The sequence below is a fragment of the Reyranella sp. genome (genome assembly GCF_965227665.1).
Classification (GTDB): Bacteria; Pseudomonadota; Alphaproteobacteria; order Reyranellales; family Reyranellaceae; genus Reyranella.
On record NZ_OZ245767.1, the window covers coordinates 3,217,673 to 3,236,537 of the forward strand.

The following is an 18,865-nucleotide window of genomic DNA, read 5'->3' on the forward strand; positions in this document are numbered from 1 at the left end:
ATGCTGATCGCCCAGATCACCGACACCCATATCAAGCTGCCGGGCAAGCTCGCCTATCGCAAGGTCGACACGGCTTCCATGCTGCAGCGCTGCGTGCAGGAGCTGCTGGCGCTGAAGCCACAGCCCGACATCGTCCTGCTGACCGGCGACCTGGTCGATCTCGGCCGGCCCGAGGAATACGAGCACCTGAAGTCGATCCTGGCGCCGATCAAGCAGCGCATCATCGCCATCCCCGGCAATCACGACGAGCGCGAGGCGATGCGCGACGCCTTCCGCGACGGCGGCTACCTGCCGGCGGCGGGGACGTTCCTCCAGTTCGCGATCGACGACTATCCGCTGCGCCTCGTCGGCCTCGACACGCTGATCCCGGGCCAGGGCGGCGGCGAGCTCTGCCGCGAGCGGCTCGACTGGCTCGACCGTACGCTGGCCGAACGGCCCGACGTGCCCACGCTGGTGATGATGCACCATCCGCCCTTCGTCACCGGCATCGGCCACATGGACAAGATCGGCCTTTTAGGCCGCGAGGCCTTTGCCGAGGTCGTCGCCAAGCATGCACAGGTCGAGCTGATCCTGTGCGGCCATCTCCATCGCACGATCCACGCCCAGGTCGGCGGCCGCCCGGCGATGACCTGCCCCAGCCCGGCGCACCAGGTCGCGCTCGACATCCATCCCGACGCCCCCAGCCGCTTCCGCATGGAGCCGCCGGGTTTCATGCTGCACTGGTGGAATGACGGCCAGCTGGTGACCCACGCCGCCGTCATCGGCGACTATGACGGGCCGTACCCGTTCTTCGACGCCGACGGGAAACTGATCGACTGAGCCGCTGACCCGGAGCCTTGGTCCACTACCGTTGTCATCCCGAGCGCAGCGAGGGACCCTTAACTAAACGGCGCCCGATCAAAGGTCCCTCGCTACGCTCGGGATGACAAAAGGGGCCGTATTCGGCGCTTCGCGTCAGCCGGCCTAGATCACGTGCTCGGGGTCTTCCTTCGGGTGGGCCTTGGGCGGCCGGCCTTCGGCCGCGTCGCGTTCCTGTTCCTTGCGCGCCTTGAGGAGCTTGCGCAGGATCATGTTCCGCTTGAGCGCCGAGATGTGGTCGATGAACAGCACGCCGTCGAGATGGTCGATCTCGTGCTGGACGCAGGTCGCCAGCAGGCCGTCGCAGGCGAGGTCCTGCTGCTTGCCGTCACGGTCGAGGTAGCGGACCGTGACCGTGGCCGGGCGGACCACGTCGGAATAATGGTCCGGCACCGACAGGCAGCCTTCCTCGTAGGAGACGTCCTCGTCCGAGGCCGCGACGATCTCGGGATTGGCCATGAAGAGCGGGCCGGTCTTGGTGTCCTCGCGGTCGATGTCGAGCACGATGACGCGCTTCAGGACACCGACCTGCGGCGCGGCGAGGCCGATGCCCGGCGCGTCGTACATCGTCTCCAGCATGTCATCCATGAGCTGGCGCACGCCGGCGTCGACCGTGTCGACCGGCAGGGACTTCTTCTTCAGGCGCGGATCGGGCGCGGTCAGGATGGGCAGGAGAGCCATCGGGCCTAAATATGCGTGAGAATGGGGCTTTTCAAGGCCGGGGCCGGGGCCGGGTCAGGCCCCGTCATGTACGCCTGACCATCGTGCCGACCCCCGCCTCGGTGAAGACCTCGAGCAAAAGGCAGTGGGGCACGCGACCGTCCATGATGACGGCGGCTTCGACGCCCGAGTTCACGGCATCGATGCAGTTCTCGACCTTGGGGATCATGCCGCCGGAGATCGTGCCGTCGGCGATCAGGGCGCGCGCCTGCTCGATCGTCATGTCGGGGATCACCTTGCCGTCCTTGTCGAGGACGCCGGGCACGTCGGTGAGGAACAGCAGGCGCTTGGCCTTCATCGCGCCGGCAATCGCGCCGGCCGAGGTGTCGGCATTGATGTTGTAGGTCAGCTCGTCGTCGACGCCGAACCCGATCGGGGCCACGACCGGGATCACGTCGGCGCGGCGCAGCTGCTCCAGCACCATGACGTTGATCTTGGCGGGCTCGCCGACCTGCTTCAGGTCGACCTTGAGCAGTTCGCCGGTCTTGGGATCGCGCGTCTCCGTCATCTTCTTGGCCAGGATCAGGTTGCCGTCCTTGCCGCAGATGCCGACGGCGATGCCACCGCACTCGTTGATGTCGGCCACGATCGCCTTGTTGATCGAGCCGGCCAGGACCATCTCGACGATCTCCATGGTCGCGGCGTCGGTGACGCGCAGCCCGTTCACGAAGGTGCTCTTGATGCCGACCCGCTCCAGCATCTTGTTGATCTGGGGGCCGCCGCCATGGACCACGATCGGGTTCATGCCGACCTGCTTCATCAGCACCACGTCGCGGGCGACCAGGTCGCCGAGCTTCGGATCGGTCATGGCATGGCCGCCATATTTCACGACGAAGGTGGCGTCGTTGTGCCGACGCATGTACGGCAGCGCCTTGGAGATGGTCTCCGCCATGCGGATGAGCCGCTTCTGCTCCTTGTCGGGTTGAACAGGCTCGGCCATTTCACAGCATCCCCAGTTGAACGAAAGCCCTCTCCGGGTCGGGAGAGGGCCGAGCAATTCGCGGAGGCGCATAATATATTAGGCGGCTCCCGGATAGAAGAACCGGACCTGCCGCGTCAGGATGTCCGCATGGCAGGTTCCCACCCCCTCGACAGCGAAACTCTGGCCGATCGCGGCTTTACCGTGGTCCGCAACCTGATCGGCCCCGAGGAGTGCCGCGCGCTGGCCGCGCTGTGGCCCGAGCAGGCGCGCTTCCGTAAACATATCGTCATGCAGCGCCACGGCTACGGGCAGGGCGAGTACCAGTATTTCGCCTACGACCTGCCTCCGCCCGTCGAGCGGCTGCGCCAGGCGCTGTACCCTGAGCTGGCCAAAGTGGCGAACGCGTGGAACGAACGGCTGGGACGGCCCCGGCGTTTCCCGCCCGCCCTGAAGGACTGGCTCCGCGAATGCCACGAGGCCGGCCAGACAAAGCCGACGCCTCTGCTGCTGCGCTATGGCCCCGGCGACTACAACTGCCTGCACCGCGATCTCTACGGCGAGATGGTCTTCCCGCTGCAGGTCGTGGTGCTGCTGAGCGCCCCGGGCCGCGACTTCACCGGCGGCGAGTTCATGCTGGTCGAGCAACGGGCGCGCATGCAGTCACGCGGCGAGGTCGTGCCGCTGGAACGGGGCGATGCCGCGATCTTCGCCGTGAACGAGCGGCCGGCGAAGGGCGCGCGCGGCTGGCACCGCACCGCCCTGCGCCACGGCGTCTCGAGCCTGCGCACCGGCGAACGCTTCACGCTCGGCCTGATCTTCCACGACGCGGCTTAGTCGACAGAGCGGAGATTACCCAACGCACCTCACCCTGTGGAGCGCTCCGCAGGAGCGCGTCTCGAAGGGTGGACACGCGCACCACGTCTATTGCCCATCCTTCGAGACGGCGCTTCGCGCCTCCTCAGGATGAGGTGCTCTTGAGTACTAAACCTGGGCGACGGCGAAAATGTCGGCGCGGAGTTCGGGAATGCCGAAGCCGGTCTCGCTGCTGGTCGGCAGGACCTCGGGATGGGCGGCCCCGTGCTTGCGGGCCACCGCCTCGGCGGCCTTCACGGCGGCGGCGACGTCGGAGGCCCGCAGATAATCCGTCTTGGTCAGCAGGAGCTGATAGGAGACGGCGGCGCTGTCGAGGTTGCGCATCGTCTCGCGGTCACTCTCCTTCACCCCGTGACGGCCGTCGATCAGCACGTAGATTCGCATCAGGGTCGGGCGGCCGCGCAGATAGGCCGAGGCGAGGTCCTGCCACGTCTCCTTCATCGAGCGCGAGACCTTGGCGAAGCCATAGCCCGGCAGGTCGACCAGCATCAGCCGGTCGGCCAGGTTGAAGAAGTTGACCTGTCGGGTGTGGCCGGGATTGCCCGACACGCGCGCCAGGGTGCGCCGGCCGGTGAGCGCATTCACCAGGCTCGACTTGCCGACATTGGAGCGTCCGGCGAAGGCCACTTCCGGCAGCGAGATGCCGGGCAGCGATTCGATCGACGCGGCGCCCGAGACGAAGTCGCAGGGTCCCGCAAACAGCTTGCGGGCCGCCTCGATCTCTTCGGGCGTACGGCCTTCCTCTTCGGCGTCGGGTGACTTGTCAGGCATCAGTTCTTCTTGCCGGAGCCCTTGCCGCCCTTCTTTTCGTTGGTGGGAGCCGCCGGCGCCGGGGTCGCCGGTACCGCCTTGCCGCCGATCGGCGCGCCGTGACGGCGCATGATCATGTACTGCTGCGCGATCGACAGCGTGTTGCTCCACGCCCAGTAGATCACCAGGCCGGCGGCGAAGGGCGCGAGCATGAAGGTGAACAAGATGGGCAGGAACTGGAACACGCGCGCCTGCACCGGATCGGTCGGCTGCGGGTTCAGCTTCTGCTGCAGGTACATCGTGACGCCCATGATCATGGGCCAGATGCCGATGTTGAAGAAGTGCAGGAACGACGGGACGTCCCACGGAAACATGCCGAAGCCGGTCAGGATCGTGAGCGGGTCGGGCGCGGAGAGGTCCTTGATCCAGCCGTAGAACGGCTGATGGCGCATCTCGATGGTGGTGTAGAGCACCTTGTAGAGCGCGAAGAAGACCGGGATCTGCACGAGGATGGGCAGGCAGCCCGCCGCCGGGTTCACCTTCTCGCGACGATAGAGCTGCATCAGCTCCTGGTTCATGCGCTGGCGGTCCTCGCCGTAGCGCTCCTTGAGCTTCTCCATCTCGGGCTGGAGCCGCTTCATCTTGCTCATCGCCGCATAGGACTTGTTGGCCAGCGGGAAGAACACGGCCTTCACGATCACGGTCAGCACCAGGATCGACAGGCCGAAATTGCCGAGATGCACGTAGAGCCACTCGAGCAGCCAGAACAGCGGCTTGGTGAAGAACCAGAACCAGCCCCAGTCGATCGTGAGGTCGAACTTCGCGATGCCGTACTTGTTCTCATAGTCGGAAATCACCCGCACGATCTTCGCGCCGGCGAACAGCTTGGCATCCGTCGTGACATTGGCGCCGGGAGCGACCGTCACGCCGCTCGAGACATAGTCGACCTGATACTTCACGTCGGCGCCGGCCCCGGTCTGCTTGATCGAGACGTCGACCTTCGACTTCTGGTCGGGCACCAGCACCGACATCCAGTACTTGTCGGTGATGCCGACCCAGCCGCCGGTGGTGGCGATCTTCTGCTGCTTGTTGCCCTTGAAGTCGGAGTAGCTGAACTCTTTCAGCGTATCGTTGAAGACGCCGTACGGACCCTCGTGGAGGATGTACATGCCCTCGAACTTAGGCTCGCCGTAGCGGACGATGAGGCTCCACGGGAACAGCGTCACCGGCTTGTCGGTCTTGTTGTCGACGGTCTGCTTCACGTCGAACATGAAGAACTCGTCGATCGAGACCGTGAGGCCGAACACCAGCCCCTCGCCATTGTCCCAGGTGAGCTTGGCCGGCTTGCCCGGCGCCACCGTCGGCGAATCCGACGTCCAGACCGTCTCGGGGCCCGGCACCTTGATCGCGGGATCGGACGAGGACCAGCCGAACTCGGCGTAATAGGGGTGCTCGCTGCCGACCGGCGACAGGACCGGCACCGGCGGGCTCTTGGGATCGATGGTCTCGCGGTACTTGACGAGCTGCACGTCGTCGATGCGCGCGCCCTTGAGCGAGATCGAGCCGATGAGCTCGGCCGTATTGAAGGTGACGCGCGGCGTCAGCGCGACGGCCTCACCGCGGCTGACCACCGGCTGCTGCATCGGCGTGGTGCCCGGACCGGGCTGCGTGCCGGGCGTGCCCGGCTGACCGGCCGGGGCGGCAGGCGCGCCCGACTGGCCGGCCGTCTGCTGCTGGGCCGTGTTGGTCGCCTGTTTGGACGGCGGGAACGCCACCTGCCAGCCCACGATGATCAGCACCGAAAGGACGATGGCGACGATAAAATTCTTCTGATCCATTGGTCGGCGATCTTTCGTGGCGCGTCAGGAGCGCCGGGCAGGGTGACAGGAAAGCGGCGCACGCGAGCGGGCGGCGGCCGGCGGAACGGGGTCAAAGCCACCAGAGCCCCAGGGGCCGCAGCGGCACAGGCGATGGGCGGCGAGCCAGCTTCCCCGCAGCGCGCCATGCTTCGACACGGCTTCGACCGCGTAGGCCGAGCACGAAGGCTCGTAGCGGCAGGCACCGACGAAGAAGTAGGCGAGCGTGAGTTGGTAGAAGCGAATCGCGCCGCGCAGGACCAAGGACATCATGCGGCCCGGAAACTGGCGATTTAAGCGGCCCGGCGCAAGCTGCCAATGCACGTCATGGCGTCGCTAGGGGGGCGGCGAGCGCCTTGAGGCGCCGAAGGGCCTCCTGCAACTCGGCCCGCATCGCCAGGAAATCACGGCCGATGGCGCCCTGGCGTCCCACCAGCACATAATCATGGTCGGCCCGGGCCGCGTGCGGAATGACCTCGCGGGCGATCTCGCGCAGGCGGCGGCGGACCCGGTTGCGCACGACGGCATTGCCGACCTTGCGACTCACGGTGAAGCCGACCCGGATCGCGGGACCGCCGAGATCGGCGGGGACGGGCGCCGTTTGCAGCACGAATCCGGGCATGGCACATCGCCGCCCGGCCTGGACGCGCAGAAAGTCGCTACGATTCGGCAGACGCCCGAGGCGCGCCGCAGCCAATAGGACTAGGCCGACAGACGCTTGCGGCCGGACCGGCGGCGGTTCGCGATGACCTTGCGGCCACCGACAGTCGCCATACGGGACCGGAAACCGTGCCGACGGGCGCGGACCAGCTTACTCGGCTGATAGGTGCGTTTCATGACGCAACTCCTCTAAACACAACAAGGCCCCCGCGCGGTGCACCGGGGGCGAATTCCGTGGGCGAGGGTAATAAGCGTGTGACCCTTCGGAGTCAACGAGGGCTAGGATGGCCCATGGTCCTCATCCTCCATGGCTACCGCTACAGCGTCTATGTCCGCATCGTCCGTCTCGTCCTGGCGGAGAAGGAGCTGGCCTACGAAAGGGTGGAGGTGAACCCGTTCTCGGCCGATGTTCCGGCAAGCCATCTCGCGCTTCACCCGTTCGGCCGGGTGCCTGCCCTCGTCCATGACGGCTTCGCGCTCTACGAGACGGGTGCCATCGTCCGGTATCTCGATCGGGCCTTTCCGCAGCCTGCGCTGCAGCCGCAGGCGCCGAGAGAGCTGGCCCGCATGGACCAGATCATGGGCGTGGCCGATGCCTACGCCTACTGGCCGCTGGTGCGGCAGGTCTTCGTCCACGATGTCGTTCGCCCCCACATGGGCACGGCGGGCGATACCGAGGAACTGGAGAAAGGGCTCGCGGCCGCCGCCAAGGGGCTCGACGCGCTCGAGGACCTGGCCGCGGCGGATCCCTGGCTGACGGGCCCCGAGATCTCCCTTGCCGACTTTCATCTGGGGGCGATGGTCGCCTACTTCGCGCAGTCGCCGCGCGGGGCGGAGCTGCTGGCCGCACGGCCCCGGCTCGCCGCCTGGTGGCGACGACTTGGCGCGCGCCCCAGCTTCACCGCAACGGAGCCTGGTCTTCCGGTCCCGCCTCGATAGTCACTCAGGCGTGACAGCATGTGCTTTGTGGATCGGCGCCATCGCGTCAATATCGCGATGGGGCGAGACGAAGGGCCAGATGAATACGTCGACACTGCGCCGGCTGCTGCCAGTGGCGATCCTGCTGGCGGGACTGGTGGTCTTCCTGCTGCTCGGACTCGAGCGTTATGTCTCCTACGACATGCTGGTGCGCCACAAGGCCACGGTGACGGGGTGGGTTGCCGACCATCGCCTGCTGGCGGCGCTTGCCTTCCTGCTGGCCTATGGCGTCATGGTGGCCTTCTCTCTGCCCGTCGCCGTGCTGGCGACGCCGGTCGGCGGCTTCCTGTTCGGGACCTGGGCGGGCGCCGGCCTGTCGGTGATCGGCGCGACCCTGGGTTCGATCGCCGTGTTCCTGGCCGCACGCTACGCCTTTCGCGATCTCTTCCGGGCCCGCGCCGGCGCAACGCTGGCGCGCTTCGAGGAGGGGTTCCGGGAAAGCGATTTCAACTATCTCCTGTTTCTGAGACTGGTCCCCGTATTTCCCTTCTGGCTGATCAACATCGTGCCGGCCCTGCTCGGCATGAGATTGAGAAACTACGCGCTCGCGACGATGATCGGCATCATCCCGGCCTCGATCGTCTATGCGAGCGTCGGCGCAGGCCTCGGTACGGTGCTGAAGCGCGGCGAATACCCCGATCTCGGCATCATCTTCGAATGGCGCATCCTGCTGCCGCTGCTGGGCCTTGCCGTGCTGGCGCTCGTTCCGGCCGTTTTCGCCCGCCTGCGCCGGAAGCGCTCCCCGTGAGATGAGCACCGTGCTCACCCCCGACGTCTGCATCGTCGGCGGCGGCTCGGCCGGCCTCGTGGTGGCGGCGGGTGCCGCGCAGTTGGGTCTCGACGTCGTGCTGGTCGAGCGCGGGCTGATGGGCGGCGACTGCCTCAATTACGGCTGCGTCCCTTCGAAGGCATTGATCGCAGCGGCCAAGGCGGCACAGGCGCAGCGCAGCGGCGCGATCTTCGGAATCGCCCCGGTCGAACCCACCGTCGATTTCGGCAAGGTAATGGATCACGTCGCCGGCGTGATCGCGTCCATCGCGCCCAACGACTCGGTCGAACGCTTCGAAAAGCTCGGCGTGCGCGTCCTGCGGGAGGAGGCGCGCTTCACCGGCCGCACCGAACTGCAGGCCGGCGGCCATCGCATCCGCAGCAAGCGCATCGTGCTCGCGACCGGCTCCCGTCCGACCCTGCCGCCCGTGCCGGGCCTCGCCGACGTCCCGCACTTCACCAACGAGACCATCTTCGCCAATCGCGTTCTGCCCTCGCACCTCGTGGTGCTGGGCGGCGGCCCGATCGGACTGGAGATGGCGCAGGCCTTCCGGCGGCTGGGTGCCCAGGTCACCGTGCTGGAAGCGGCGACCTGCCTTGCCAAGGACGACCCCGAACTCTCAGCGATCGTCGTCGGCCGCCTGCGCCGCGAAGGCGTGACGCTGCACGAGAAGACGAAGGTCGCGCGGATCGAACGCACGCCGGGCGGGATCGCGGCCGTGCTGGAGCCGGGCGGCCGCATCGAAGGCTCCCATCTCCTGGTCGCGACGGGCCGTGCCCCGACGGTCGACGGACTGGACCTCGACAAGGCCGGGGTCGCCCACGACAAGCGCGGCATCACGGTCGACGAGTCCCTGCGCACGTCCAACCGCAACGTCTGGGCGATCGGCGACTGCAACGGCCGCTACGCCTTCACCCACATGGCAGGCCATGAGGCTTCGCTGTTCATTCGCGGTGCCTTGTTCCGCGCCCCTGCCCGACTGAATCCCGGCCTCGTGCCCTGGGCGACCTACACCGATCCCGAACTGGCGCAGGTCGGCCTCAACGAGCGCGACGCGCGTGCCCGGTACGGCGACGGCGTCAGGGTGTTGCGCTGGAGGTTCGCCGACAACGATCGTGCACAGACCGAACGCGAGACCGACGGGCTGGTGAAGGTGATCGCCGACCGACGCGGTCGCGTCCTGGGGGCGGGCATCGCGGGGCCGCAGGCCGGCGAGCTGATCCAGAGCTGGTGCCTGGCCCTCTCCGGCCGGCTCAGGATCTCGACCCTGGCGAGCTTCGTGCCGCCCTATCCGACGCTGGGCGAGACCGCCAAGCGGGCGGCCGGGAGCTACTACAGCGAAACCCTGTTCGGGGCGCGCACGCGGTTGCTCGTGCGGTTTCTCGCGCGATTGCCGGTCTGGTAGAAGCAAGCGATGAGCGCCGACGTCACCCTGCCGGCCGAGACCGCCCGCCTCGCGCGGCGGCGGACTGCGACCTTCGGCCTGTCCTGGCGCATCCTGGGCCTCGTCATCGTCGCCGTGATGACGGCCGAGGTGGCGATCTTCCTGCCGTCGATCGCCCGCTTCAGGCTGGTCTATCTCGAACAGCTGATCGAGAGCGGCACGCTGGCGGCCCTGGCCCTCGATGCGACACCCGACAATATGGTGACGGAGCAGGTGAAGGGATCGCTGCTCGCCCATGCGCGCGTCGAAGCGGTCGTGCTGCTCGAGCCGAACAAGCCCAAGCGCGCCCTGATGAACATCGAGCCCCGTCCCGAGATGCAGGGCTTCAACCTGAAGGACCGCGGGGCGCTCGGCCTGATCCTGGATGCCCTGGAAGCGATGGCGCGCGACGGCTCGCATCTCATCCGCGTCGGTGGCGAATCGGTCCGGCTCCCCGGCGCCATGGTCTGGATCGTGCTCGACGAGCAGCCGATGCGCGCGGCGATGTACGGCTACACCAGCCGCATTCTCATCCTGTCGATCATCGTCGCGCTGTTCACCGCCTCTCTCCTCTATCTGACGCTGCGCTGGCTGGTCGTGCGGCCCTTGCAGGATCTCTCGGCGGCGATGGTCGCCTTCCGTCGGGCGCCGGAAGAAGGCGTTTCGGAGCGCGCGCCCGTGCGACGCAACGACGAGATCGGCGTGGTCGATCACGAGTTCCAGATCCTGCAACGCGAGCTGCGCGCGTCGCTGCGCCAGAAGTCGCGCCTGGCCGAGGTCGGCGCAGCGACCAACAAGATCAACCACGACCTGCGCAACATGCTCTCGACCGCGCGCCTGCTGTCGGATCGCCTGGCACGCAGTGAAGACGAACGGACGCGCGCGCTCGCGCCGACCATCCTCAACACGATCGACCGCGCCGCCCGCCTGGCCAGCGACGCCATCGAATATGTCCGCGAGAAGCCGTCGCCCCGGCTGGCCGAAGTCGATCTCGCCGACCTCGTCGACGAGGTGGGCGTGGCGCTGCAGGAGCAGGGCGAGGACAAGGATCCCAATATCCTGCGGAGCTGGCTGAACGAAGTTGGCGACAGAGGCATCGCGCGCTGCGACCGCGACCTGCTCTACCGGGTGTTCATCAATCTCGGGCGCAACGCCTTCGAAGCCGGCGCGACGAGCGTGACCATCCGCGCCCGGCGCAGCGCAGGCTCCCTCCTGATAGAGGTCGCGGACAACGGGCCCGGCATCCCCGCGGCGGTCATAGGGCAACTGTTCCGACCCTTCACCACCGGTGGACGGCAGGGCGGCACCGGCCTCGGCCTCGCGATCGCCCGCGACCTGGTGCGCCTGCATGGCGGTGACATCGCCCTGATCGAATCGAACGAGCGCGGCACGCTCTTTGGCTTCAACCTGCCGACCGCCTGAAGCCTCGGGTCATCCTTCGCTCTTCAGTCGGGCGAGAAAGGCCCGGACGCGGTCGACATTGCCGCCGAGATCGGCCTCGCCGATGCGGCTCTTCGAGCGGATGTCGACCCGGCTGCCCGTGCCTTGGGGGCGAACCCTGACGACGATGTCGTCGCGAAAGCCGAACCAGGGGCTGATCACGAAGGCTTCCAGGCGGCCGTCCGCCGGCACACGCGCCACGATCTCCCAATTGAGTGCCGCCGCCACGCGCTCGACGCGCTTGAAGGCCTCGGCCGGCGGGACCGCGAGCGTGACCGGTTCGATGTCGGGAAAGGCGGCGCGCTGCAGGGCGGCATTCTCTTTGGGATAGGCCGGCGGATTGGGGGCCCCGCGCCGCAATTGCGCCGTCGCCACCAGCGGCGGGGGCGTGGCCGTGTCGGTCGTGATGTCGTTGATGGCGGGCCGGTGCTGTGCCTGCAGGAACCAGTGCAGCGGGACCCAGGCACCGGCGGCTCCGATCACGATGGCAAGGAAGGCGGCGACGCTGCCTCGGCGACGATCGCCGGGGCGGGCGGGAAGGATCGTGGCAAGGCCCAGCGCCACGCCGGCCACCGTCAGATAGAAGCCGTAGCGGAAGACCGCGATTGCAGCCTCTATGTCGAGACCGAGAAAGCGGTGCAGCGGCCCGGAAACGGCGACGATCAGCGACCCGACGGTCGCTAAGATGAAGGCGATACGCGCCAGTCGATGACTGATCGGATTGGTCGGCCTAACGAACATCCAGGCTCCGCTGCAATCTTATCGTAACCGTGAATCGACGTCCGCGCATCTGCTCGACAATCCCCGTCCCGTTCTCTATGCGGCCACGATGACCACAGCCGACACCGTCCGGCGCCGTGCCATGGCGGCGGGCCTGATCTCGATCTGCCTGTGGAGCTCGCTCGCTCTTCTATCCGTTTCGGCCGGACCGATCCCGCCGTTCCAGATGGTCGCGATGACCTTCGCGGTCGGCGCTGCCATCGGCATCGTGCGCGCCCGGGCCAACGGGGTCGGCTGGGCCGGCCTCGTGGGCTGGCCGGCGCGCGTCTGGCTGCTCGGGATCGGCGGGCTGTTCGGCTATCACGCGCTCTACTTCGCGGCCCTCCAGCTCGCCCCGCCGGCCGAGGCCAACCTGATCAACTATCTGTGGCCGCTGCTCATCGTGCTGCTCTCGGCGCCGCTGGCGGGCGAGCGGCTGCACTGGCCGCATCTTGCGGGCGCCGCGCTGGGTTTCTCGGGCGTCGCCCTGCTGGCGTTCGGCCGCGGACTGAGCTTCGCCGACAACCATGCGCTGGGCTACCTGCTGGCGCTGGGCTGCGCCTTCGCCTGGTCGATCTACTCGGTTCTGTCGCGCCGCTTCGGGGAAACACCGACCGACGCCATCGCCGCCTTCTGCGCCGCCTCGGCCTTGCTCTCGCTGGCCTGCCATCTCGCCTTCGAGCACACCGTCTGGCCGGCCAGCGGCACGGCCTGGCTCGCCGTCCTGGCGCTGGGACTGGGGCCGGCCGGATCGGCCTTCTATTTCTGGGACCATGCCGTGAAGCGCGGCGACATCCGCGCGCTGGGCGCGATCTCCTATGCGACGCCCATCCTCTCGACGGCCATCCTGGTGCTCTTCGGGCTGGCCGAGCCCAGCGGCACGCTGATCGCTGCGGCGTTGCTGGTCACGGCCGGCGCCGCGCTGGCCTCGCGCGAACTCTGGAAGCGCTAGAGGGCGAAGCCGCCTCATTGGAGCGCGCCACTGGAGTGGCGCGCTCCATGGCACTAAGAGCCAGGCTCCCAGCCGGGCGAGGCGAGTTCGAAGCCCGCGAAGTCGAAGGCCGGCGCCACGGTGCAGCCGACCAGCGTCCAGTGGCCGAGCGAGCGGGCGGCCTGCCAGACGCCGCGCGGCACGACGATCTGCGGCGTCTCGCCCAGACCCAAGTCGCGGCCGAGGCGCAGGTGCCGCGCCGTGCGACCGTCGTCGCTCATCGCCAGCTCGAGCGGCGCGCCGTCATAGTGATGCCAGACCTCGTCGGCATCGACCCGGTGCCAATGCGAACGCTCCCCCGCCTTCAGCAGGAAGAAGATCGCGGTGCTGGCGCCGCGACCGTCCTTGCCTCCGGGTGCGCGGAACGTCTCGCGATAGTGGCCGCCCTCGGGATGCGGCTGCAGGCCGAGGCGGGCGATGATCTCGTCAGCGGTCATGAGATCAGGCCGGCGGCGGGACCGTGGCCTTCATCGATGGCGTCTTGGCGAAGGCTGTGAACCACTTGGCGAGCTTCGGCCGCTTCGCGCGCCAGTCATGATGTCCGAAGCGGAAGTCGAGATAGCCCAGCGCGCAGCCGATCGAGACGGTACCGATCGTGGGCTTGCCCTTGAGTGCCTTGGATTCGGCCTCGAGCTGGTCGAGCACGCCGTCGATCTTCTTCATCTGACCCTTCGACCAGTCGGGCCAGCGCTTCTCCTCGGGTCGCAGGAAGCCCTCGTAGCGGGCGAGCAGCGCGGCATCGAGCAGGCCGTCCGCCATGGCCTGCTGGCGCAGCGCCATCCAGCGCTCGCGGCCCTTGCGCGGGAACAGCTTGCGGCCCTTGTGCTGGCTGTCGAGATACTCGCAGATCACCGGCGAATCGAAGAGGTCCATGTTCTTGGTCGAAAGCGCCGGGATCTTGCCGATCGGATTGTGCTTGTCGACGTCGGCATTGGGCGCGACCGGCGTCAGGGCCACGTTCACCATGTCCATCTTCTTGTCGAGACCGGTCTCGATCGCCAGCACCCTGACCTTGCGGGCATACGGCGACGCCGGCGAGTAATAGAGCTTCATCTTGGCCATGGTCGGTCTCTCCTGTCGGCTTCCGGTCGCGTCAGGCGCCGGCCATCTGCGGGATATCCGTGTCGTTCAAACGCACCTTGCGGGCCGTGTCGACGAGCTGCTGCCAGGTGGTCGTGTCGATCGGCACGCCGTTCTTCTCGCGATCGAGCTTGCGCGCCCGCTCGGGCTCGCCCGGCACCAGCACCTCGGCGACGCCGGGCTGCGGCTTCGCCGACTTCACCCAGCCGATGAAGGTGTCGACCTCGTCCTCGAAGAAGGCGGTGCCGCCCATCGAGTCGGGATCGATGATGATCGACAGCATGTTGTTGATGATGTCGGTGCCGTTCTTCTTGATCGTGCGTGGGCTGTGCGTGCGACCACCGGTCAGCGCGCCGGCCAGCAGGTCGCAGATCACGGCCAGGCCGCCACCCTTGTGCAGGCCGAACGGCAGGATGGCGCCGTAGGGCGGATTGTACATCACGCCCGGCTCGGTCGTGGCGTTGCCGCTGGCATCGATCAGGAGGCCTTCCTCCATCTGGATCTTCTTGTTGTTGGCGACCCGCACCTTGCCCATCGCCACCTGGCTGGTCGCGAAGTCGAGCACGATCGGCTCCTGGCCCTTGCGCGGAATGGCCGTGCAGTAGGGATTGGTCGTGAAGCGCGCCTCGGCGCCGCCGAACGGCGCGACCAGCGACTTGTGGCCGTGCACGTTCACCCAATGGGTACTCACCATGCCGGCGCGCGCGCACTGCTCGCCCCAGTGACCGATCCGGCCGATGTGATGGGAGTTCTTGAGGCCGACGACGCAGACCCCGTGCTTCTTCGCCCGCTCGATACCGATGTCCATCGCCTCCTTGGCAATGACCTGGCCGTACCCGGCGCCGCCCTCGACCACGATCACCGCGCCATTGTCGCGATCGATCGTGGCGTGGTGGTTGCGCGTGCAGGCGCCGTTCATCGTGTTCTGGATGTAACTCGGCATCATGCCGACACCATGACTGTCATGGCCGAACAGATTGGCCAGCACGAGATGGTCGGCGACGAGCTTCGCTTCCTCGGCGGAGCTGCCGTCGGCCCGGCAGATCGCCATGGTGAAAGCGTGCAGCCGGTCGGGCTCGATGCGGATTTCGCCCACGGATCCTTGCCCCTCGGCCATCTCTCGTCTCCCCTTTACATTGCGGGCGGCAAGGTTCCGCGTCGCCACGACGCTGTCAACGCCGAAGCGGCGCCCTGATTTCGCCCTCCTGGGCGGCCAGACAGTCTCGGCGTGGCCTGCTGCGGGCCACCCGTGGTAGTGACCATGCAAAGCCCTTCGTCGTTTCCAGGAATTGCGCACCGAATGCGGTCTCTCGTTCGCCTCGCATGGTTCGCGCTGCTCTTCGCAAGCGTCGCGGCTTCCGCCCAGACCGTGCCGCAGCCGCAGCGGCCCTTCAGTCAGCTCGCCGAACTCTGGGGTCGCCAGCTCGACCGCATCGCCACCCGCACCGAGCAGGCCGACCTGTTGCCGGTCGAGATCGACAGTTTGCGCGAGCAGACGACCGACGTGCGCACCGCCGCGATGGCCGCCGCCGCCTTCGCCCGCAGCGACCTTGCCGACACAAAGAAGCTCCTGGCCCCGCTCGAACTGAAGCCCGGCGCCGACGCACCGCCTGAGACCGATGCCGTCAAGGCGGACCGAGAACGGCTGACCGAACAGGCCACGATCGCCGAGAGCCGGGTCAAGCAGAGCGAGGTGGTGATCGCCCGCGCCGACCAGTTGCTGGAGCGCCTGACCAAGCTGCGCGGCGAACTGGTGCTGCGGACCCTTCTGCGCCGCGACCCGTCTCCGCTCTCGCCCGGCGTATGGCAGAAGATCGGCCCCCAGTTCGTGGCTTCGGTGAAGACGCTGACCGGCGCGATGGCGAGCTGGAGCCAGGAGGGCTTCCTCACGCTCGGCGCCGGCAGCCCCGAGCTGGTGCCGCTTGGCCTTTGGGCCGCGCTGACGATCATCCTGTGGTGGGTCGGGCGGGCCCTGCGCCGGCGCTTCGGCCGGGGCGGCACGCACATCGACGCACGGCGCGACCAGACCATCGTCAGCGCCATCGATGGGCTCGGCCTCGTCCTCGTCCCCATCCTGGCGGTGTGGCTGATCGGCAAGCTCCTGCTCGCGAGCAATCCGCCATCGCCGATCGACGCGCTGATCCCCGAAGCCGTGGGTCGCCTCATTCTGCTGCTGCTGGTGTTCGGCATGACCGCCGCCGCCCTGTCGCCGGAACGTCCCGAGTGGCGCGTGCTGCCGTTCAGCGACGACAGCGCCCACTACCTGTCGCGGGCGCTGAGGCGGCTCTACTCGGTCAGCCTGCCGCTCGAATTCGCCTATCTCGCGCTCAGCCGCGGCGAGGGCCACGATGCGGTCGCCGCGGTCGGCGCCGTCGTGCTGACGGCCGTCGTGGCCCTGCTCAGCCTGCCGACCCTGTCGAACCGCGCCTGGCAGGCCGACCGCCCCGAAGGCTCCGAACTGCCGCCGATGATCGGCGGGACCTGGTGGGCGGTGGCGCGTCTTCTGCTGGTCGTCGCGGTCTTCTCCTCGATTGCCTGCTCGCTGGTCGGCTATGCGACCCTCGGCGCCCATCTGCATACGGCGATCTCGACGACCTGCCTGCTGATCGCGATCGCCTTCCTTCTGCACAAGCTGGTGGCCGATCTCCTCGACGCGGCCGCCGCCCCGGACACGCCCTCGGGCACCTTCGTCCGCAGCGCCTTCGGCCTTGCGCCCGACAGCACGCTGCGCGGCCAATACCTCGTCCTTCTGGTGTTCGACGCCGCCCTCGTTCTGCTGCTCGGGATCGCGATTCCGGGGGCCTGGAACGTCGATACCGATGCCATGATCGACGGGCTGGGCCAGCTCGTGCGCGGCGTCAAGGTCGGCGGCGTCACCATCTCGCTCGGCAATGTCGGCATGGCGATCGTCGCCTTCTTCGTGTGCATGCTGCTGGCGCGCCTCATCCGCAGCGTCGTGCGAGACCGCGTGATGCCGACCGTCGAGGCGCCGTTGCCGCTGCGCCAGTCGATCGATGCCGGCCTCAACTATGCCGGTGTGATGATCGCCATCCTGGTGAGCATCGGCGCGCTGGGCGTCGACTTCACCAACCTGGCCATCGTCCTGGGCGCGTTGTCGGTCGGCATCGGCCTCGGCCTGCAGAACATCGCCAACAACGTGATCTCCGGCGTCATCCTGCTGGTGGAACGGCCGATCAAGGCGGGCGACTGGGTGACGGTGAACGGTCACGAGGGCTTCGTGCGGCGCATCAACATCCGGGCGACGGAAATCGAAACGTTCCAGCGCACCCACGTCATCGTGCCCAACAGCCTGTTCCTGCAGAATCCGGTCGTCAACCGCACCTATTCCGACACGTCGAGCCGCATCGAGATCAAGCTGACCGTGCCGGTCGGCTCCGACGTCGACGCGATGGAGGCGATCCTGCGCGAGGCGGCGCTGGGGCATGCCCGCGTGCTGCGCATCCCGGCGCCGATCGTGCGCTTCGTCAAGGTCGGATCCGACGGGCTGGAGTTCGAGCTGTTCGTGTTCGTCGCGCGCCTCGAGGACCGACTGATCGTGACCAACGACCTCAACCGCGCGATCCTGGCCAAGCTGATCGAGCAGAAGATCCTCAATCCAGGCGCTGTGCCGGAAATCAGGCTGCGCGGCCTCGACAAGGTGAACTTCTCGCTGCACGCCGATCCTTCGCCCGAGACGAAGGAGACCTCGAACGACAGGCCGGGCGATGACCCCGCGTCGGCGTAGGGACGAGGCGCCGCCCCGGCGCTGGCCGCTCCATGCGTTGTTCGCCGCGGCGGTGTTCGCGGGCGTGGCGATGTGGGCCTACGCGCCGTCGCTGCCGCCGGAGACCCTGATCGCGCGCTATGCCAACGACCGTTCGCGCTTCGTCGATGTCGGTGGCGTCAACGCCCATGTCCGCGAGCAGGGCAATCCCGACGGAGTGCCGATCCTGCTGATCCACGGCTCCAACGGCTCGCTGCACATGTGGGAGGGCTGGGCGCGCGAGCTGGGCAAGGAGGCGCGGGTCATCTCCGTCGACCTGCCGGGCCATGGCCTGACCGGCACCTGGCCGCGCGACGAGTACACGGTCGAGGCCTATGCCGATTTCATCGAAGTGCTGATCGACACGCTGCACCTCGACAAGGTCGTCGTGGCCGGCCATTCGCTGGGCGCCGCCGTCGCCTGGACCTTCGCGGCCACGCGACCCGATCGCGTCGCCCAGCTCGTGCTGGTCGATGCCGCCGGCTATCCGCGCCAGGATGGCAGCGCGCCGCTGCCGACCCGGCTGGCCCGCACGCCGCTCGTCGGCGACCTCGGAATCTACTTCAAGCCGGAGGGCGTGGTCCGCCGGTCGCTCGCCGACGCCTATGCGGATCCCGCGATGGTGACGGCCGAGAGGGTCAAGCGCTATGCCGAGCTGCAGCGCTTCCCCGGCAACCGCGAGGCAACGCTGCAGCGTGCTCGCACCCAGGAGCCGCTCGATCCGACGATGCTGAAGCGCCTCGACGTGCCCACCTTGATCATCTGGGGTGCCAAGGACCGCTGGGTCCCGGTCGCCGATGCCTTCCGCTTCCAGGAGGACATCAAGGGCGCCAAGCTCGAGATCTTCGAGAAGCTCGGCCACAACCCGATGGAAGAAGCGCCGCGCGCGACCGCCGCCGTGGTCGCGGCCTTCCTGGCCAACGCGCCGCTGCCGCCGCAGTCGAGCGCCCCGGTGGAACCCGACGCGGACGTCACCGTCGACGATATCGTCCAACCGGCGATCGTGCCGGAGAAGGATTAGGC

The 18,865-nt window shown here is 67.8% G+C and carries 20 protein-coding genes; 9 read left to right on the top strand and 11 right to left on the bottom strand.

Going from position 1 to position 18,865, the window contains the following annotated elements; all coding sequences use genetic code 11:
• On the top strand, positions 1 to 819 hold the full coding sequence (locus ACO07I_RS15485) for a phosphodiesterase (RefSeq protein ID WP_422009115.1): 819 nt from the start codon (positions 1 to 3) through the stop codon (positions 817 to 819).
• Between the two features lie 144 nt (positions 820 to 963).
• On the opposite strand, the gene def is transcribed toward ACO07I_RS15485, so the two are convergent.
• Together def and argB are read right to left on the bottom strand one after the other, a co-directional pair.
• The gene (def, locus tag ACO07I_RS15490) at positions 964 to 1,539 is read right to left on the bottom strand and encodes a peptide deformylase (RefSeq protein WP_422009117.1); all 576 of its coding nucleotides are present in this window, start codon (positions 1,537 to 1,539) and stop codon (positions 964 to 966) included.
• A gap of 64 nt (positions 1,540 to 1,603) precedes the next feature.
• Positions 1,604 to 2,518, bottom strand: a complete 915-nt coding sequence (gene argB / locus ACO07I_RS15495; RefSeq protein WP_422009119.1) for an acetylglutamate kinase — start codon at positions 2,516 to 2,518, stop codon at positions 1,604 to 1,606.
• 129 nt (positions 2,519 to 2,647) lie between these two features.
• Between argB and ACO07I_RS15500 the strand changes: the two genes are divergently transcribed.
• Positions 2,648 to 3,334: a 2OG-Fe(II) oxygenase gene (locus ACO07I_RS15500; protein WP_422009121.1), complete on the top strand. Its 687-nt coding sequence runs from the start codon at positions 2,648 to 2,650 to the stop codon at positions 3,332 to 3,334.
• A gap of 147 nt (positions 3,335 to 3,481) precedes the next feature.
• Here ACO07I_RS15500 and yihA read toward each other — a convergent pair whose 3' ends face one another.
• Genes yihA through rpmH form a run of 5 tightly spaced genes read right to left on the bottom strand, consistent with a single transcriptional unit; the run spans position 3,482 to position 6,816 of the window.
• Positions 3,482 to 4,144: a ribosome biogenesis GTP-binding protein YihA/YsxC gene (yihA, locus tag ACO07I_RS15505; RefSeq protein WP_422009123.1), complete on the bottom strand. Its 663-nt coding sequence runs from the start codon at positions 4,142 to 4,144 to the stop codon at positions 3,482 to 3,484.
• Complete coding sequence (gene yidC, locus ACO07I_RS15510; protein WP_422009125.1) at positions 4,144 to 5,961, bottom strand: membrane protein insertase YidC; 1,818 nt, start codon at positions 5,959 to 5,961, stop codon at positions 4,144 to 4,146. The genes yihA and yidC overlap by 1 nt, the downstream gene beginning before the upstream one ends.
• A gap of 24 nt (positions 5,962 to 5,985) precedes the next feature.
• Positions 5,986 to 6,252 carry a membrane protein insertion efficiency factor YidD gene (gene yidD / locus ACO07I_RS15515; protein ID WP_422009127.1) on the bottom strand — a complete coding sequence of 89 codons (267 nt, stop codon included), beginning with the start codon at positions 6,250 to 6,252 and terminating at the stop codon, positions 5,986 to 5,988.
• A 52-nt stretch (positions 6,253 to 6,304) separates the two neighbouring features.
• A complete protein-coding gene (gene rnpA, locus ACO07I_RS15520; RefSeq protein ID WP_422009129.1) occupies positions 6,305 to 6,676 on the bottom strand; it encodes a ribonuclease P protein component in 372 nt (123 codons plus the stop codon).
• A gap of 5 nt (positions 6,677 to 6,681) precedes the next feature.
• Positions 6,682 to 6,816, bottom strand: a complete 135-nt coding sequence (gene rpmH / locus ACO07I_RS15525; protein ID WP_068199953.1) for a 50S ribosomal protein L34 — start codon at positions 6,814 to 6,816, stop codon at positions 6,682 to 6,684.
• 114 nt (positions 6,817 to 6,930) lie between these two features.
• On the opposite strand from rpmH, the gene ACO07I_RS15530 reads away from it, so the two are divergent.
• The 4 genes from ACO07I_RS15530 to ACO07I_RS15545 all read left to right on the top strand — a co-directional run bounded on the left by ACO07I_RS15530 (position 6,931) and on the right by ACO07I_RS15545 (position 11,231).
• The gene (locus ACO07I_RS15530; protein WP_422009131.1) at positions 6,931 to 7,578 is read left to right on the top strand and encodes a glutathione S-transferase family protein; all 648 of its coding nucleotides are present in this window, start codon (positions 6,931 to 6,933) and stop codon (positions 7,576 to 7,578) included.
• A 79-nt stretch (positions 7,579 to 7,657) separates the two neighbouring features.
• On the top strand, positions 7,658 to 8,365 hold the full coding sequence (locus ACO07I_RS15535) for a TVP38/TMEM64 family protein (RefSeq protein ID WP_422009133.1): 708 nt from the start codon (positions 7,658 to 7,660) through the stop codon (positions 8,363 to 8,365).
• Between the two features lies 1 nt (position 8,366).
• The gene (locus ACO07I_RS15540) at positions 8,367 to 9,791 is read left to right on the top strand and encodes a dihydrolipoyl dehydrogenase family protein (protein WP_422009135.1); all 1,425 of its coding nucleotides are present in this window, start codon (positions 8,367 to 8,369) and stop codon (positions 9,789 to 9,791) included.
• Between the two features lie 9 nt (positions 9,792 to 9,800).
• Entirely contained in the window at positions 9,801 to 11,231 is a 1,431-nt protein-coding gene (locus tag ACO07I_RS15545; protein WP_422009137.1) for a sensor histidine kinase, read from the top strand.
• A gap of 9 nt (positions 11,232 to 11,240) precedes the next feature.
• On the opposite strand, the gene ACO07I_RS15550 is transcribed toward ACO07I_RS15545, so the two are convergent.
• A complete protein-coding gene (locus ACO07I_RS15550; RefSeq protein ID WP_422009139.1) occupies positions 11,241 to 11,990 on the bottom strand; it encodes a DUF1499 domain-containing protein in 750 nt (249 codons plus the stop codon).
• A gap of 88 nt (positions 11,991 to 12,078) precedes the next feature.
• Between ACO07I_RS15550 and ACO07I_RS15555 the strand changes: the two genes are divergently transcribed.
• The gene (locus ACO07I_RS15555) at positions 12,079 to 12,960 is read left to right on the top strand and encodes a DMT family transporter (protein WP_422009141.1); all 882 of its coding nucleotides are present in this window, start codon (positions 12,079 to 12,081) and stop codon (positions 12,958 to 12,960) included.
• Positions 12,961 to 13,013: 53 nt separating this feature from the next.
• On the opposite strand, the gene ACO07I_RS15560 is transcribed toward ACO07I_RS15555, so the two are convergent.
• The 3 genes from ACO07I_RS15560 to ACO07I_RS15570 are packed head-to-tail and all read right to left on the bottom strand — an operon-like array spanning position 13,014 to position 15,196.
• Entirely contained in the window at positions 13,014 to 13,436 is a 423-nt protein-coding gene (locus ACO07I_RS15560; protein ID WP_422009143.1) for a cupin domain-containing protein, read from the bottom strand.
• 4 nt (positions 13,437 to 13,440) lie between these two features.
• Entirely contained in the window at positions 13,441 to 14,061 is a 621-nt protein-coding gene (locus tag ACO07I_RS15565) for a glutathione S-transferase (RefSeq protein ID WP_422009145.1), read from the bottom strand.
• A 31-nt stretch (positions 14,062 to 14,092) separates the two neighbouring features.
• Positions 14,093 to 15,196, bottom strand: a complete 1,104-nt coding sequence (locus ACO07I_RS15570; protein ID WP_422009147.1) for a malate/lactate/ureidoglycolate dehydrogenase — start codon at positions 15,194 to 15,196, stop codon at positions 14,093 to 14,095.
• Positions 15,197 to 15,379: 183 nt separating this feature from the next.
• Between ACO07I_RS15570 and ACO07I_RS15575 the strand changes: the two genes are divergently transcribed.
• Together ACO07I_RS15575 and ACO07I_RS15580 are read left to right on the top strand one after the other, a co-directional pair.
• On the top strand, positions 15,380 to 17,824 hold the full coding sequence (locus ACO07I_RS15575) for a DUF3772 domain-containing protein (RefSeq protein WP_422009149.1): 2,445 nt from the start codon (positions 15,380 to 15,382) through the stop codon (positions 17,822 to 17,824).
• A complete protein-coding gene (locus ACO07I_RS15580; protein WP_422009151.1) occupies positions 17,805 to 18,863 on the top strand; it encodes an alpha/beta fold hydrolase in 1,059 nt (352 codons plus the stop codon). The genes ACO07I_RS15575 and ACO07I_RS15580 overlap by 20 nt, the downstream gene beginning before the upstream one ends.
• Positions 18,864 to 18,865: the final 2 nt, after the last annotated feature.

What these genes read in the sequence shown, in the direction of transcription:
- ACO07I_RS15485 (WP_422009115.1), top strand. Translation starts at nt 1, where the DNA reads ATGCTGATCGCCCAGATCACCGACACCCATATCAAGCTGCCGGGCAAG.
- def (WP_422009117.1), bottom strand. Translation starts at nt 1,539, where the DNA reads ATGGCTCTCCTGCCCATCCTGACCGCGCCCGATCCGCGCCTGAAGAAG.
- argB (WP_422009119.1), bottom strand. Translation starts at nt 2,518, where the DNA reads ATGGCCGAGCCTGTTCAACCCGACAAGGAGCAGAAGCGGCTCATCCGC.
- ACO07I_RS15500 (WP_422009121.1), top strand. Translation starts at nt 2,648, where the DNA reads ATGGCAGGTTCCCACCCCCTCGACAGCGAAACTCTGGCCGATCGCGGC.
- yihA (WP_422009123.1), bottom strand. Translation starts at nt 4,144, where the DNA reads ATGCCTGACAAGTCACCCGACGCCGAAGAGGAAGGCCGTACGCCCGAA.
- yidC (WP_422009125.1), bottom strand. Translation starts at nt 5,961, where the DNA reads ATGGATCAGAAGAATTTTATCGTCGCCATCGTCCTTTCGGTGCTGATC.
- yidD (WP_422009127.1), bottom strand. Translation starts at nt 6,252, where the DNA reads ATGATGTCCTTGGTCCTGCGCGGCGCGATTCGCTTCTACCAACTCACG.
- rpmH (WP_068199953.1), bottom strand. Translation starts at nt 6,816, where the DNA reads ATGAAACGCACCTATCAGCCGAGTAAGCTGGTCCGCGCCCGTCGGCAC.
- ACO07I_RS15530 (WP_422009131.1), top strand. Translation starts at nt 6,931, where the DNA reads ATGGTCCTCATCCTCCATGGCTACCGCTACAGCGTCTATGTCCGCATC.
- ACO07I_RS15535 (WP_422009133.1), top strand. Translation starts at nt 7,658, where the DNA reads ATGAATACGTCGACACTGCGCCGGCTGCTGCCAGTGGCGATCCTGCTG.
- ACO07I_RS15540 (WP_422009135.1), top strand. Translation starts at nt 8,367, where the DNA reads ATGAGCACCGTGCTCACCCCCGACGTCTGCATCGTCGGCGGCGGCTCG.
- ACO07I_RS15545 (WP_422009137.1), top strand. Translation starts at nt 9,801, where the DNA reads ATGAGCGCCGACGTCACCCTGCCGGCCGAGACCGCCCGCCTCGCGCGG.
- ACO07I_RS15550 (WP_422009139.1), bottom strand. Translation starts at nt 11,990, where the DNA reads ATGTTCGTTAGGCCGACCAATCCGATCAGTCATCGACTGGCGCGTATC.
- ACO07I_RS15555 (WP_422009141.1), top strand. Translation starts at nt 12,079, where the DNA reads ATGACCACAGCCGACACCGTCCGGCGCCGTGCCATGGCGGCGGGCCTG.
- ACO07I_RS15560 (WP_422009143.1), bottom strand. Translation starts at nt 13,436, where the DNA reads ATGACCGCTGACGAGATCATCGCCCGCCTCGGCCTGCAGCCGCATCCC.
- ACO07I_RS15565 (WP_422009145.1), bottom strand. Translation starts at nt 14,061, where the DNA reads ATGGCCAAGATGAAGCTCTATTACTCGCCGGCGTCGCCGTATGCCCGC.
- ACO07I_RS15570 (WP_422009147.1), bottom strand. Translation starts at nt 15,196, where the DNA reads ATGGCCGAGGGGCAAGGATCCGTGGGCGAAATCCGCATCGAGCCCGAC.
- ACO07I_RS15575 (WP_422009149.1), top strand. Translation starts at nt 15,380, where the DNA reads ATGCGGTCTCTCGTTCGCCTCGCATGGTTCGCGCTGCTCTTCGCAAGC.
- ACO07I_RS15580 (WP_422009151.1), top strand. Translation starts at nt 17,805, where the DNA reads ATGACCCCGCGTCGGCGTAGGGACGAGGCGCCGCCCCGGCGCTGGCCG.